Source organism: Kribbella qitaiheensis, from assembly GCF_042657745.1.
GTDB lineage: Bacteria > Actinomycetota > Actinomycetes > Propionibacteriales > Kribbellaceae > Kribbella > Kribbella qitaiheensis.
The window spans coordinates 1-14,113 of the sequence record NZ_JBHSKE010000007.1; the positions used below are offsets into that span (position 1 = coordinate 1).

The window sequence follows — 14,113 nt, forward strand, 5'->3', positions numbered from 1 at the left end:
GAACAGCAGGGCATTCGCCTGTCACGACCCGCGCGACACCACCCTCACAGCGGTGGATCCGGGCTAAGTCTGATCGTTGTACGACGTTGGTGCGCCGACACATCGTCTCTCTTACGTCAGCAGGGGCAACTACCGGCCGGAGTGCGTCCGGATGCGGCTACGACCGTTCGCATCAAGTTCTGCTGAGACCGACGGCTGACTGATCGAGCTGGCCCGCGTCGCCTTCCGGCCCGGTGGAATCGACGATCGACTCGTACTCGGGGTGCTTGCGTGGAGTGGGATGGCCGACAGCGGCCCGAGGCGGCAAGCGTCTGTTGCGCCATAACAGACAGTGGCCGATCGCGCGCGCCTGGTCTTGCCGATGCATGCCCCAGACAGAGAAGAGGACGATATAGATCAGTATGGACTCAGGGCATCGTGAGGCTACGAAGCGATATGTTCTGACACACACTCGTTGTGCCGCAGGTTCAGCCGATTGGACCCGATCAGATAATGGACGATATCGTCCATGTAGACTGCTTCACCGGGTCGACACGGAGGTGCCAGGCCCCTGGTCACTGTCATCGGGACAGCGATGACTTCAGCGCATTTGATTGCGGGGAGATCCTGTGGACGGCGATGCTTTCGAGCCCTGCTCGCAGGTGCGAGTCTCCACGGAGGTGGCGGTAGAGAATCGTGCCTGGGTTCACGACTTGAGTGTCGGTGGCGCTCGTGGCGAAGCAGCAAGTCGTAGGCTGCATGAAATTCTGCTCCGGGCAGCGAGGGCGGAGGTGGCGCGGCGGGCCTCACGCTTGCGACTGGCTGGCCCAGAGTTGGATGACATCGCGCACCAGGCCGCTGCCGACGCACTGCTGACGATCTGTCGCAAGGTTCAGACATTCCGCGGGGACTGCAAGTTCACGACGTGGGCGTACAAGTTCGTCGTCTTCGACGTCACCGCGAAGGTCAGTCGTCACTTCTGGCAGCGCGCCGGTGCCAGCATCGCGTTCGAGGAGGAAGACTGGGATCGTCTACCGGCAGCAGGTGGTCTCGAGCCCGAGACTCACGCCGAGGGACGAGATCTGATGGATGCAGTGCACCGTGCAGTCGACGAAAAGCTGACAGAGAAGCAACGGTTCGTCTTCGTTGCTCTGCTGAACGGGATGCCGACGGACGTCTTGGCAGACCAGATGGGCGCAACACATAACGCGATCTACAAGGTGATGTTCGACGCACGCCGGAAGTTGCGAACTGCGCTGGTCGACTCCGGCTACCTTCCGGGACGGAAGGTCGACTGAATTAGGACCTTCCTCAGCACAGATCTACTCGATCGCGTTTGCGGTGCGGTGATAGGCCCCGACGTGTATGCCGACCAGGAGCACCAGCGCGGGTCGCCACGAAGCCGGAGAGTGAGCCACTACCGGCGTTGGAGACATAGGACCGAGTGCCGTCAGCAACGATCCCAGCAGGTGGCCGTCTGTCCGGTTGCGGTCCGGTCCAGTAAGGTCAGCCGGTGTGCACGATCGACGACGAAGGTCGCTACGGTGTTCGGCCCACTTCTTTCACCAGAGGCCCCCGGGTTGTGCGCGTGCTCGGATCCGAGGAGATGCGTCGTCGTCTCATACAGCTGCCACCGCGGCCTGGGGTGATGGACTATTTGACGTTCTCATCGTAGAAACTGTTGATGCCGGCAACGATATCGGCGAGGCAGTCTTCTAGCGCGAAGTGCCCTGAATCCAATGGCACGAGCTTGGCGTCAGGGAGATCACGGAGGTACGCCTCGCCGCCGGCCGGGCTGAAGAGCATGTCGCCCTGGCCCCAGAAGATCAGCGTCTTCGGTTGGTCGCGTCGCAGGCGCGCCTGCCATGCCACATACCGCTCGGCGTTCGTGCGGTAGTCGTAGAAGAGGTCCAGTTGCACCCGATGCGCGTTCGGTCGGGCCAGGAAGTGCAGATCTATGTTCCAGTTGTCAGGGCTGATCCTTGTCGGGTCTGGGTGACCGGACAGGTAGATCGCCTTCACCGTCTCGGGTTCCAGGAATGCCTCCACCAGAGCCTCGGTGTCGGCAGTGCGGTTCGACCAGAAGACATGACGGATGCTGTCCCACGCCTCGGTGAACCCCTCCTCGTACGTGTTGGCGTTCTGGATGATCTGCCACCGCAGCCAGTCCGGGTGGAGGGATATCAGCCGGTTGCCGATCGGGCCTCCGTAATCCTGCAGGTACAGTCCCATCGGGCCCGTGAAGTCGATCGCCAGCAGTGCCTCGTCGACGATCTCGGCGAGGTGGTCGAAGGTGTAGTCCCACTCTCGCGGATCCGGCATCTCGGTGTTCCCGAACCCCGGATAGTCAAACGAGACGAGGTGAAATCGGTTGGCGAGGGCCGGCATCAGGTTCCGGAATTGGTGCGACGACGATGGGAATCCACCCAGCAGCAGGAGCTTCGGCGCGCCGGGCTCGCCCGCCTCGCGATAGAAGACCTCCAACCCACCGGCGAACACAGTACGAAATCTCGTCATGGCACTCCATGCTCATCTTCAAGGGTCTGGGGTGAGCGTCTGTTCGCCGGCGGCTTCAGCCAGGACGACCGGAATCCGGTCTGATGTCGGCACTCGTATCGAGTTAGCCTCCCGGAGGCTCCGGCGTCTTACGTCGGAGCGGGGGGTTTCGTACCAAACCGACCGGTTCACGCCGCATGGTCCGGCCTGCAGTGAGACCGAGACGGATCGGACTACTGCACCGGATCGGGATGGATCGTGTCCCAGATTTGGCCGGACTCCGTGCCGAGAACCTGTGTGAGCAGTGTCCTGGCAAGGCCTACCGAGTCGATCACAGCGACGTCGATATGGCTGTTGACGAAGCGACGGATCAGCGGGTCGTCGATTTGATCGTGATCAATGGTTTTGAGCCAGGCACGCAGGGATGGACAGATCCTCTGCACGCGCAACGCATTGACTGTCACGCCAGTCCCAGCCAGCTCCGCTGCCAGGTTCAAGGTGTGAGTCTCGAGCGCGGCTACGCACGCAGCGTATACGTTGCCACCAGGTATCGAGGCCAAGTTGCCGAGGACGCCGGAGATATTGGTAATCCGTCCCCAGCCGCGCCGGCCCATCGCCGGAATCACGGCAGCCGAGAGTGTTATCACGCTGCCCACGTTGATGGTGAGAGCACGGAGCACCGCCTCCGGGCGCACCCCGGTCACCGGGCCTAGCGGCATGACTGTCGCGGCATTGTTCACCAGAACGTCAACCTCGCCGAGCTCGCGCTCGATTCCGTGGATGAGAGGCGGCACCGAACCGAGGTCGTACAGGTCAGCACTGAACTGTACGGCGCGGCCACCAGCCGTCCGAATAGCACTCACCGTGCCGCCGGCGCGAGCCTCCGGCCTCACGACAACGGCGACCGCTGCACCAGCTGCCCCCAGTTCCTCGGCAATCGCCCGCCCGATCCCACCCCCGGCGCCTGTCACCAGGGCAACTCGGCCCGCGAGAGGTTTCGGGAGATTCAGGAGAGCGAGCATATTTGTTGGAGTCAGCACGATGACCGTCTCTTACTCGAACGAACGGTCAATCTGGGGAGAGGTATCAGGCAGTCATCGATGCAATGTTGCTGGCAGATCCCACCACACGGCGATGAACCTTGATGCGGGATCCAATCGACAGACCTAGACGATGCCGCGTGTCGGCGTACGACCTCAGATGTTGGATCGAGTGGCCTGTGCCTGGACTGAAGCCATTGCCAGGTCGAGCGCGATCTCCATTGGACCCGGATCGCGGGCCGCCTGAGCGAGGACATAGCCGCCTTGGAGTGCGGCCATGATGCCCGTTGCCAATGCCTGCGTGTCTGCCTCTGGTCGGAGGGTACCGTTGGCCCGCATACGCTCCAGGGCGTCGGCCAGCAACGAAATCCAGGCGGTCAGATGAGCGTCGAGGTCGATCCGGGCGTCTTCGTCCCGATCGGACAGCTCAGTCGACAGCGACCCGAGCTCGCACCCCAGTGCGCCTCGGCGCACCGTGACCCGCTGGATGACGGCTCGGCGCCATCTGTCCAGGCCGCGGAGCGAATCGACGCGGCGGAGATACTGCTCCTCTCGCTCCATGACGCGACTGCCGCGGAGCGCGATGACCGCCTGCACCAACGCGCTCTTGTCACTGAAATGGCGGTAGAACTGGGACTTGCTCGTCCCGCTCCCTGCGGTCACCTCGTCGAGGGTGGTGGCCGCGGCCCCCTTGAGGGACATCAACTCGTCCGCGGCTGCGACAATCCGGGCTCGGGTGACCGCGCCGCGGGCAGTCAGGCGGCGGTCGAGCTCGTTCTGTGTCTCGGGCACAGGGGAGAGCTTATCGGTGCGCCCCACAGTTGGCGGTGGATCAGGTTCCAGCCGCAGTCGCGCAAAGGCGACGTCCCGCTGTCGAACAGCCGGAAGGACACACTCCTTCTAGCCCGGATGACTCCGGGAGCCGGCGATGTGATCGCCGGTCAGCTCATGCGCGTCAGGTACCTGGACGGGGAATACGCGGCGGCTAGTCACCCCGATCGTTCTCGCGGTGCGGCGGCGGTCGCCTTGTCGGTACCGGACGACGCAGCCGACTGCGCTAGTGCACCCGCTGCCAAGGGCTCGGTGGGCTCGCCGACCTCCCACCGCTGACGGGCGCCGAGGCTGGCGGCGACGAACTCGGCCCGCGGGTGCTGCACCGACAGTAGCGACACGATGTCGCGCCCGTAGAACAGCGCCGCCGCCCAGACGAGTGCCACCCGCACCTTGCGCTCCCACGTCGGGATCGCCAGCACGTGGTAACCGCGGTGCATGAGCCAGGCGAGCGGGCCCTTGATGACGATCCGGCGGTACTGGAAGATCCCCTTGCCGAGGCCGAGTGTGGCGACGGCGCCGAGACTGTGGTGCTTGTACGGCTTCACCTTCCGGCCTCGTAGGTCGGCGACGATGTTCTTGGCCAGCCGCTTGCCCTGCCGGACCGCGTGCTGGGCGTTGGGGACGGTGAACGAGCCGCCGGGGATGTCTGAGGCGAGATCGGGGACAGCAGCGTTGTCGCCGGCCGCCCAGGCATCCGGGATGGCGGCGTCTGGGGTGCCGATGCGCAGGTCGGTGCGGACCCGGAACAGGCCGGCACGGTCGACCGGCAGGTCGGTGTGCCGGGCGACGACGGGGTTGCTCTGGTTGCCGGCGACCCAGACGAGTACGTGGTTGTCGTACTCCGTGCCGTCCGACAGCACGATGTGATCGTTCTCGGCGGATACCAGGCTCGCGCCGAGGTGGACCCGGGCCCCGCGTTTCTCCAGGTGCCGGACCACCCATCGCGCGGGCTCGGCGGCGACCTCGGGCAGGATCCGGTCGCGCAGCTCGACCAGATGGAAGTCGAGTTCGTCGACGCTCAGCTCGGGGTAGTGCTTGAGCAGGGCCGTGGCCAGCGAGAGCATCTCGCCGAAGACCTCGACGCCGGTGAAACCGCCGCCTACGACGGTCACCGTCAGCAGCTTGCGCCGCTCCGGGCCGGGCGGCAGCGTGGCCGCTCGCTCGAACGCCGTCAGTAGCCGGTCGCGGGTCGCCACGGCCTCTTCGACGTACTTGATCCCGATGGCATCGTCGGCGACACCCGGGATGGGAAAGGTCCGGGTCACTGCTCCGACGGTGATGACGATGGTGTCGTATCGCAGCTCCTGCTCAGGGCCGTCGGCGGGCCGGACGGTGGCCATCCGGTGCGCGTGGTCGATGTGGACGACGCTGCCGACGATCAGGTGCGTGCGCGGCAGGTGCCGGCGCAACGAGACTGCGACGTGCCGGGCTTCGATGGAGCCGGCCGTCACCTCGGGCAGGAACGGTTGGTAGGTCATGTAGGGCCGCGGATCGACGAGCGTCACCGACGCCTCGTCGGTCCGCAGCTTCTTCTCCAACTTCCAAGCGGTGTAGAAGCCGGCATAGCCGCCGCCCACGACCAGGACCTTTCGCATCACTGCCTCCTCGAGCACGACTGCGTACGGGTCGGCCGAGCCACGGTCTCGCCGACAATGCCGGTAGTTCCCCCGCGCTCCGATGACGTCTGCCGGTATGAGTCGCCCGACCTGGCCACGCGGCTGACGCCGGTCCACAAGGAGGGCAGGACCGCCCGCGGTCCCTGAGTCCTCACGGACGAACGCGGATGACCGTCTTTCCCTGGATCCGCGCAGTCGGGTTGAAGGCGGCGACGGCATCGTCGAGCGTCGCGACTTGGCCTATGTTCGCCCGCAGTCGTCCGTCCCGCACCCGCCGGGCGATCTCACCCAGTTGGCGGCGATCCGACACGACAACGAAGTCGACCGCTAGTCCATCAGCGGGCCGCGCCTCGGGCGGGCCGGCGACGGTCACCAACGTTCCGCCGGCCCGAACCAGACCCGCGGACCGATTCCCGATGTCACCACCGAAGACGTCGAAAACCAGATCGACTCCGCCGACGTCTTCCAGAACGTCGTTCTCGAGGTCGACGAACTCCTGCGCCCCGAAGTCGAGCGCCGGCTGCCGGTGAGCAGCGCGTCCGGTGCCGATGACGTAGGCGCCGACCTCCCGCGCGAGCTGCGTCACCATCGAACCGACTGCGCCTGCCGCGCCGTGCACGAGGACGCTCTGCCCCGCCCGGAGGCGGCCATGCTCGAACAGCCCCTGCCACGCGGTCAGACCCGTCATCGCGACGCCCGCGCCCACTGTGAAATCAACGTCACCGGGCAGCGGCGCAAGGTTACGCGCCTCGACGGCTGCGTACTCTGCGAGCGTGCCGTCGCGAGTCCAGTCCGTGAGGCCGAACACCCGCTGCCCCACCGACAGCCCCGTTGCTCCATAGCTGAGCGCAGTGACCACTCCGGCCAGCTCATGTCCGGGGATCGACGGCGTCCGGTCACGACCGAGGCGATCGGTCCAGGTCGAGGGCCACTCCAACTCATTCCCGGTAAATCCCGACGCATGAACCTCCACGACGACGTCGCCGTAGTTCGCGCCCTCAAGGCTGGCGAGCCTCGCCGCATCCGGCTCAGGCCGCTCCACCAGCGTCATCCCGGCCGTCCCCGCGGCCTGATCCGTCACCACAATCGCCTTCATCCGGCACCTCTCTGTATCCAATCCTCGCCTGCACAGCATTTTCGGTTCACCGGCATTGGTTTCCCCGCGGGCAAGGGCTACGGACGCGTACGGTCAGGTCCGCAGCCCCGCCGATGCAGTTCGGGCGTTTACGCTTTCGAGGGTCAGTTGCGGCCGGCCATGATGCCGCCGTCGACGTCGACGATGGCGCCGGTCATCCAGCTCGACTTGTCCGACAGCAGGAACGACACCGCATTCGCGATGTCTTCCGGGCTGCCGACCCGGCCTAGCGGGTGGAAGCTGTCGAAGCTGTCGACGGTTTCATCGAACTTGTTCGCTGGGACGAAGCCCAGGTACAAGGGTGTCTTCACGACCGCGGGCGCGACCGCGTTGACCCGGATACCGTGCGGCGCCAGCTCGATCGCGAGCGCCTTGGTGAACGAGTGGATGCCGCCCTTCTGCACGGAATAGCCGGAGTGCGGCGTCGCCGCAATGCCCTGGTGCGCCCACATCGAGCCGATGTTGACGATGGCGCCACCCTGGCCCCCGGCGACCATACCCGCGACGACGGTCTGCGTGATGAAGAACAGCGCGCGGTTCAGTTCGTTGTACGAGTCGTAGAAGGATTCGTCGTACTCGCTGAACGCCTTCGGGATGAAGAAACCCGCGGCGTTGACGAGCAGAGTCGCGTCAGCGTGCTCGGCGGCGAGCTGCTTTCGGACCTCGGGGACCTGGTCACGGTCGGTCAGCTCCGCGGTGATGCCCCACGCCTTTCCGTTCTGCGACAACGTTTCGACCGCGGCCCGGACCTTGTCCTGGTCTCGGCCCGTGATCACGGCGGTGCCGCCCGCGGCGACCACCTGCTGGGCCGTGGCAAGACCCATGCCGCTGCTGCCGCCGACGACGACCACCTTGCGGCCCTCGAAGCTCTCACTCATGACAGTTGTTCCTTCCCATCGAATCGCGATTTGTGTTGACAGAAGCCCGGTTCCCCGGGACTGGCTCGACGTCCGTGGAACTCGGCGCCGGCTGGTCCAAGTCGGACAGTTCGTCGCCAGCGGACGCATCCCAGTGGGACGCCCCGAACCTAGTCGCGCAGAACTGGTCGGTCAAGTCCACTTTTTGGATCGACGTAGCAACCCCGGAGGCGGCATAAGCCAAGAATTCTAGCGCAACGACGGCACCCCAGCGAGGGCGTCAAGACGTCACCTCTGGACGTAATGGTCCAAAAGAGATAGAGCTCACAGGAATACAACCGGCCTGGCCCGCGGTGTCTCCTGCACCGTGTCGACCACCATGCCCGTCTGCCACGTCAGTCGCCGCTGTAGCGCTGTTCTTTCCACGGGTCTCCGTAGTTGTGATAGCCGAACATCTCCCAGAAACCGGCCTGGTCGAACGGACGCAACTCCAGCCCCCGCACCCACTTCGCGCTCTTCCAGAAGTACAGGTGCGGCACCAGCAGTCGGGCCGGTCCGCCGTGCTCAAGCGCCAGCGGCTTTCCGTCGTACTCGTCAACCACCCACGCCCGCCCACCGCGCAGATCGTCGAGCGGCACGTTCGTGGTGTAGCCACCGTCCGCGAACGCCATCGCGTACGACGCTGCCGTGCCGACCGCCGCGAGCAAAGTGTCGAGCGATACGCCGGACCACGTGGTATCGAACTTCGTCCACTTCGTCACACAGTGAATGTCGACAGTGAACGTCTCCCGCGGCAACGCCCGGAACTCCGCCCACGACCACGAGACCGGCTCGTCCACAGCGCCCCGGATCGTGAACTCCCACGAATCCAGCGCTGCCTGAGGTGTCGGCCCGGCCGACAGCACCGGGAAGTCCTTCGTCACGTACTGGCCGGGCGGCACCCGCGACGGATCCACCCCGGCGCCTCGGCCCTGGAAGCCTCTCGTGACCGCCATCAGGCCCTGTCCCCCAGCTGCACGCGCAGCAACCACTGCTGCTGCTCGAGCTTGCGGACCACGTCCACCAGAACGTCCTGCGTCACCAGATCTGCCGCCCCGATTCGGGCCAGCCGTTCCCGGACCCGTTCGGCTGCCGCCGCGACCCGCCGAACCAGTTCCCAGATCACCGCGTGATCGACCACCGAACGCACCGGCACCGGCTCGACCCGCGACCCGTCCGACACCGCCGAGGCCTGACCGTCCGGGACAAACCCGAGCGTGACCGCGCGTTCGGCGACGACGTCCGCCAGCTCGCGCCACTCCCCCACCAGTTCGTCCAGGAACAGGTGCACGCTGCGCGCGGCCGGCCCGATCACGCTCCAGTGCAACTGCTTCCCGATCAGCGACAGACCGATCAGGTCCTGCAACACAACCTCTAGTTCACCACCCACCGCCTGCCGCTCGTGCGGGTTGTCCAGTGACGGTAGTTGTACCGAGTTAGCAACAGATTCCATCGACATACCACCCCTGTGTCGCCGTTGCCACCGAACCTTTCCTCCAGGCGACGCATGCGCCCACCAGACGCACAGCCGATCTCGATGCCTCGCCCGCTGCCGCTCCAGCCATCCCTAGGGCATCAGCTTGGAGGGGTGGGTGGCCAGGGCGGTGACCTCGATGGTCATGTACGGGAAGAGGGGTAGCGAGCTGAGGAGGGTGTGGAGTTCGTCGCCGGTCTTGACGTCGAAGATGCTGATGTTGGAGTACTTGCCGACGATGCGCCACAGCTGTGGCCAGACGCCTGAGCGTTGCAGGTCCAGGGCGCGTTCGCGCTCTTCGGAGACCAGGCGGGTGCGGACGTCGGGGTCGAGGTCGGGTGGGATCGTGACGTCCATTCTGACGTGGAACAACATGCGATCAGTCCCTGGTGAGGTGTCGTCGGCGCAACGCGGAGACGACGGCTGGGTCTGGTTCGACGCCGATGCCGGGGCCGTCGGGTAGCAGTAGCCGGCCCCCGGAGTACGACAGCGGTTTTAGTGCAACCTCCTCAGCGAGCAGCAGCGGCCCGAACAGCTCGCTCCCCCAGGTCACCCCGGGAGCTGCGCAGGCCAGTTGCAGGGAAGCGGCGGTGCCGATGGTGCTCTCGATCGACGTGCCGCCGTGGCTGGGGATCCCGGCGGCCGCGCCGATGGCGACGATGTCGCGGGCACGGCGGAAGCCGCCGACCTTGGTCAGCTTCATCGACCAGACGTCGGCGGCCCGCAGCCGGATCAGGCGTTCGGCATCGACCGGAGTACGCAGAGATTCGTCAGCCATGACAGGGATCGGGAGCAAGGCGTTGAGTTCGGCGAGAGCCTCGTACTGCTCCCCAGGTACAGGTTGTTCGATCAGCGCGATGCCGGCCGCGGCCAGCCGTGGGAGCAGCTCGCGCGAGGTCTCGAGATCCCAACGGGCGTTGAGATCCACTCGCAAGCTCGCTGCGTCGGCCATCTTCTCGGCGATGGCCGCGATCCGCTGAGTATCAGCGACCGGGTCCAGCGCACCCATCTTCAGCTTGAAGCTGCTGTGGGTCCGGGCCTCGAGGATTCGCTGCATCTCCTCGATCACCACCTCCTCCCGTTCGGCGCCGAGTGCCCAGGTGACGTCGATGCTGTCGCGGGACAGACCGCCGAGGAGGGTGTGGACCGGTACGCCGAGGGACCGCGCCCACGCGTCATGGAGGGCGACCTCGACCGCGGTCTTGGCGTAGAGGTTGGCGTTGACCTGATCGCAGATGTCTCGCCAGATGTTCTCGATGTCATTGACCTGGCGGCCGAGCACCTGTGGAGTCATATAGGTGTCGATGGTGACCTTCATCGACTCCACCGATTCGCCTCCCCACCAAGGCCCACCCGGGACGACACCCTCGCCGACACCGGTGACGCCGCCACCGGTGTGGACGAAGACGAGCAGGATCGGCTGCACGTCGGTGGTGACCCGGGCGAACTTGTGCGGCCGCCGCAGCGGGACGTCGAGGATGACGGTCTCGATCCTCTCGACGACCAACTCGTCAGCCCGGGCCAGCTCGGTCACAGCGCCTCGAGGTCGAAGTCGTACGACGAACGGCGGGTTCCGGTGCCGTCGTCGACCGGGTCGAGGATGAGCTCAGGTTTGGTCGCCTCGGCGACATCGGAGTCCAGCCACTCGCCGCCGGCGAAGTACAGTTGGGTCGTCACAGTGCGATGGCCCTCAGCGCGCACCATCACGTGCAGGTGGGCCGGGCGCCATGGGTGCCAGCCCGCGGCCTCGATGAGCTTGCCGGTCGGGCCGTCGGCCGGGATCTGGTACGGCGCGGGCTGCACGGTCGAGATCGCGAATCGTCCTTCCGCATCAGTGATCACGACACCACGGAGATTGCCTTCCGGCAGGTGGGGCGCGAAGCCGGAGTAGTAGCCGTCGGCATCGGCGTGCCAGATGTCGACCTCGGCACCGCCGAGCGGAGTACCGTCGAGGGCGCGGACCTGGCCCTGGAACACCAGCGGGGTGCCCTTCTCGTCGACCCGGCGGGGAAGGTTGCAGGTCGAGCCGAGCCGGACCTGGTCGGGCAGGTAGTACGGGCCCTCGATGGAGCCCTTGGTGCCCTGCTGCTCTTCTGCGGCGACCTCCTCGATGACGTGCTCGACGAAGACGTCCATGAACAGCGGCCACTCGCCGGTCTCGCCGACCTCCATCAGCCACGCCTTGGCGGCCTGGAACTCGGGATAGCTGACCTGGTGCTCGCGGATGGTGTCGTGGACGCCTTTGAGGATGGCCGAGATGACAGCATCGACACGCTCGGGCGCGACGGCCGCGTCACCGCGCCGTTCCTTGCTGGCCTTGAAGGCATCACTGGCGCTGGCACCTGAACCAGCGGCCGTGGGTGAATCCTGGGTGGTGGTCATGATTGGCTCCTCCTGCTCCGGGTCAGAGGTCGACGACGCGGTTGGCGATGCGGCTGACGTCAGTGGGGTTGATCAGGTCCGGAACGGTCCAGCCGTCGAGGTCGTACTCGGCCAGCATCGACTCGGCGAACCCCTTCATCTGGTCCACCTGGCCCTGGGCCTCGGCGGCGAACAGGATCTCGGCCTTGACGTTCTCGTGGTTGCCCGAGTAGTTGCGCTCGTACAGTTCGTGCCGGCCACCGAACTCGCTGCCGACCGCGTCCCACAAGGCCTTCATCAGCTTCGTCCGCTCGACCGCGTCGTAGCCGTTGGAGCCGCGGACGAAGCGGTCGAGGTACGGCCGTACCTCGGGCGTCTTGAAATCGACGGCGTTGGAGTTGAGGTAGATCAGTCCGGACGCGACGTCCTGCTCGATGATCTCCTTGACCCGCGGATAGCCCTGGATCATGAACTGGCGGTAGACCAGGCCGTAGTCGAGCTTGGGCAGCACGCTGCCGTTAGGTCCCTCGTCGGGGTTCATCGCCATCGCGTCGGACAGGGCACGGAACAGGTTGCGCCAGCCGATCACCTCGCCGACCCGGGTCTGGACACCGCGAAAGTCCTTGCTGCCGGTGCATTCCAGCGCCTTGATCAGCAGGCCGGCGATGAAGTCCAGCTTGACCGAGAGCCGGATGCAGCCGTGGAAGGTGAACCGCGGGATGAACCCGGACTGCGGGAAGAACCCGTTGATCCGGTCGACATCGCCGTACAGGAAGATGTTCTCCCACGGCACCAGCACCTTGTCGAAGACGAAGATGGTGTCGTTCTCGTCCAGCCGGCTCGACAGCGGGTAGTCGAACGGGCTGCCCATCACATCAGCCTGCATCGCGTACGACGGCCGGCAGATCAGCTTGACGCCCGGTGAGTCCATCGGGACCGTACAGATGATCGCGTACTCCTTCTTCTTGATCGGGAGTCCGTAGTGCGCGATGAAGTTGTAGTTGGTGATGGCCGAGCCGGTCGCGACCACCTTGGCGCCGGAGACGATCACCCCGGCGTCGGTCTCCTTCTCCACCCGCATGAAGACGTCGCCGGGCTCGTCCGGCGGCAGGTTGCGATCTACCGGCGGGTTGATGATCGCGTGGTTCCAGTAGAGAACCTTCTCCTGGCTCTCCTTGTACCAGCGCTTCGCGTTCTCCTCGTACGGCGCGTAGAACTCGCTGTTGCCGCCCAGCGTCCCGAGGAAGCTGGCCTTGTAGTCCGGGCTGCGGCCCATCCAGCCCCAGGTCTGCCGGGCCCAGTTCTCGATCGCGGCCTTGTCCTGCAGCAGATCCGCCGAGCTGTGCGGGGTCCGGAAGAACGGATGGGTGAACCCGCCGTTGCCGGTGTCGGTGGGAACGGTGATCTTGTTCTCCGGGTCGTGCAAGGAGTCGTAGAGCCGCGCCACCATCCGGGCCGGGTTGCGGAACGCCGGGTGCTCGGTCACGTCCTTGACACGTTCGCCGTAGATCCAGACCTCGCGGTCGTCGCGGATGGACTCGAGGTACTCCGCGCCGGTCATCGGCCGGCTCGCGGTCGCCTCAATGGGAGCGGCCGGGACCTGGCCGACAGCCGCTGCGACAGGGGCTTCCTGAGTGGTCATGCGAACTCCTTGGTGGTTTGTCGTGCACGAGGAGAGAAGGGAGTGAACGTGGTGGCCGCGTCGAACCAGCCGCGCTCGGGGCAGTCCGCGGAACCGAACCAGTGAGCACCGGTCTCGAGCGGCCGGAGGTGGCGGAACGTGCCGCAGTGGAAGAGCAATGGGTCGACGTCGGTGATGTCCACGCTCTCGACCTCGCCGATGACGATCAGGTGGTCACCGCCGTCGTAGGTACGCCAAGGACGGCAGGAGATCGTCGCCGCCGCCCCTTCGACGAGTGGTGCTGTCGGGCCTTCGAGCCAGGTCGGCGTCTGGTCTGCCGGGCGGCCGGCGAAGTGCCAGGCCACGTGTCCTTGGTCCGCGGCGAGGATGTTGATCCCGAACGGCCGCCCGTCGAGGAACTGGCAGGCCTTCGAGGTACGGGCCAGCGTCACCTGGGCCAGCGCCGGTTCGAGCGAGACGGCCGTGAAGGCGTTCACCGTCGCGCCGTGCGGGTCACCGGTCGCGTTGCGGCAGGTCACCACGGTCACGCCGGTGGCGAAACGTCCGAACGCGTTGCGAAGTTCGCGAGGGTCCATCACCGTCACCTCCGAATCTGCTTGTACGCTGTGCGTACATTTGGTACGCTGTGCGTTCAGGCCAC

The 14,113-nt window shown here is 65.8% G+C and carries 14 protein-coding genes; 1 reads left to right on the top strand and 13 read right to left on the bottom strand.

The window, feature by feature from the left end:
- Positions 1-608 precede the first annotated feature (608 nt).
- The gene (locus tag ACFPJ1_RS07690; RefSeq protein WP_380102383.1) at positions 609-1,277 is read left to right on the top strand and encodes a sigma-70 family RNA polymerase sigma factor; all 669 of its coding nucleotides are present in this window, start codon (positions 609-611) and stop codon (positions 1,275-1,277) included.
- A 355-nt stretch (positions 1,278-1,632) separates the two neighbouring features.
- Here ACFPJ1_RS07690 and ACFPJ1_RS07695 read toward each other — a convergent pair whose 3' ends face one another.
- The 13 genes from ACFPJ1_RS07695 to ACFPJ1_RS07755 all read right to left on the bottom strand — a co-directional run bounded on the left by ACFPJ1_RS07695 (position 1,633) and on the right by ACFPJ1_RS07755 (position 14,048).
- Positions 1,633-2,496, bottom strand: coding sequence for an alpha/beta fold hydrolase (locus ACFPJ1_RS07695; protein WP_380102384.1), 864 nt, complete (start codon positions 2,494-2,496; stop codon positions 1,633-1,635).
- Between the two features lie 212 nt (positions 2,497-2,708).
- Positions 2,709-3,446, bottom strand: coding sequence for an SDR family oxidoreductase (locus tag ACFPJ1_RS07700; protein WP_380102385.1), 738 nt, complete (start codon positions 3,444-3,446; stop codon positions 2,709-2,711).
- 225 nt (positions 3,447-3,671) lie between these two features.
- The gene (locus ACFPJ1_RS07705) at positions 3,672-4,307 is read right to left on the bottom strand and encodes a TetR/AcrR family transcriptional regulator (protein ID WP_380102386.1); all 636 of its coding nucleotides are present in this window, start codon (positions 4,305-4,307) and stop codon (positions 3,672-3,674) included.
- A 197-nt stretch (positions 4,308-4,504) separates the two neighbouring features.
- Positions 4,505-5,944 (bottom strand): NAD(P)/FAD-dependent oxidoreductase, encoded by a 1,440-nt coding sequence (locus ACFPJ1_RS07710; RefSeq protein WP_380102388.1) that lies wholly within the window; start codon positions 5,942-5,944, stop codon positions 4,505-4,507.
- Positions 5,945-6,116: 172 nt separating this feature from the next.
- The gene (locus ACFPJ1_RS07715; RefSeq protein ID WP_380102389.1) at positions 6,117-7,061 is read right to left on the bottom strand and encodes an NADP-dependent oxidoreductase; all 945 of its coding nucleotides are present in this window, start codon (positions 7,059-7,061) and stop codon (positions 6,117-6,119) included.
- Positions 7,062-7,204: 143 nt separating this feature from the next.
- On the bottom strand, positions 7,205-7,978 hold the full coding sequence (locus tag ACFPJ1_RS07720) for an SDR family NAD(P)-dependent oxidoreductase (RefSeq protein WP_380102390.1): 774 nt from the start codon (positions 7,976-7,978) through the stop codon (positions 7,205-7,207).
- Positions 7,979-8,352: 374 nt separating this feature from the next.
- Positions 8,353-8,952 carry a sulfite oxidase-like oxidoreductase gene (locus tag ACFPJ1_RS07725; protein ID WP_380102391.1) on the bottom strand — a complete coding sequence of 200 codons (600 nt, stop codon included), beginning with the start codon at positions 8,950-8,952 and terminating at the stop codon, positions 8,353-8,355.
- Entirely contained in the window at positions 8,952-9,449 is a 498-nt protein-coding gene (locus tag ACFPJ1_RS07730) for a Dps family protein (RefSeq protein ID WP_380102392.1), read from the bottom strand. Before ACFPJ1_RS07730 ends, ACFPJ1_RS07725 begins: the two co-directional genes overlap by 1 nt.
- A gap of 114 nt (positions 9,450-9,563) precedes the next feature.
- Complete coding sequence (gene catC, locus ACFPJ1_RS07735) at positions 9,564-9,845, bottom strand: muconolactone Delta-isomerase (RefSeq protein ID WP_380102393.1); 282 nt, start codon at positions 9,843-9,845, stop codon at positions 9,564-9,566.
- Positions 9,846-9,849: 4 nt separating this feature from the next.
- A complete protein-coding gene (locus ACFPJ1_RS07740) occupies positions 9,850-11,004 on the bottom strand; it encodes a muconate/chloromuconate family cycloisomerase (protein ID WP_380102395.1) in 1,155 nt (384 codons plus the stop codon).
- Positions 11,001-11,852 carry a catechol 1,2-dioxygenase gene (gene catA, locus ACFPJ1_RS07745; RefSeq protein ID WP_380102396.1) on the bottom strand — a complete coding sequence of 284 codons (852 nt, stop codon included), beginning with the start codon at positions 11,850-11,852 and terminating at the stop codon, positions 11,001-11,003. The genes ACFPJ1_RS07740 and catA overlap by 4 nt, the downstream gene beginning before the upstream one ends.
- A gap of 22 nt (positions 11,853-11,874) precedes the next feature.
- Complete coding sequence (locus ACFPJ1_RS07750; protein ID WP_380102397.1) at positions 11,875-13,473, bottom strand: 4-hydroxyphenylacetate 3-hydroxylase family protein; 1,599 nt, start codon at positions 13,471-13,473, stop codon at positions 11,875-11,877.
- Entirely contained in the window at positions 13,470-14,048 is a 579-nt protein-coding gene (locus tag ACFPJ1_RS07755) for a flavin reductase family protein (protein WP_380102399.1), read from the bottom strand. Before ACFPJ1_RS07755 ends, ACFPJ1_RS07750 begins: the two co-directional genes overlap by 4 nt.
- Positions 14,049-14,113: the final 65 nt, after the last annotated feature.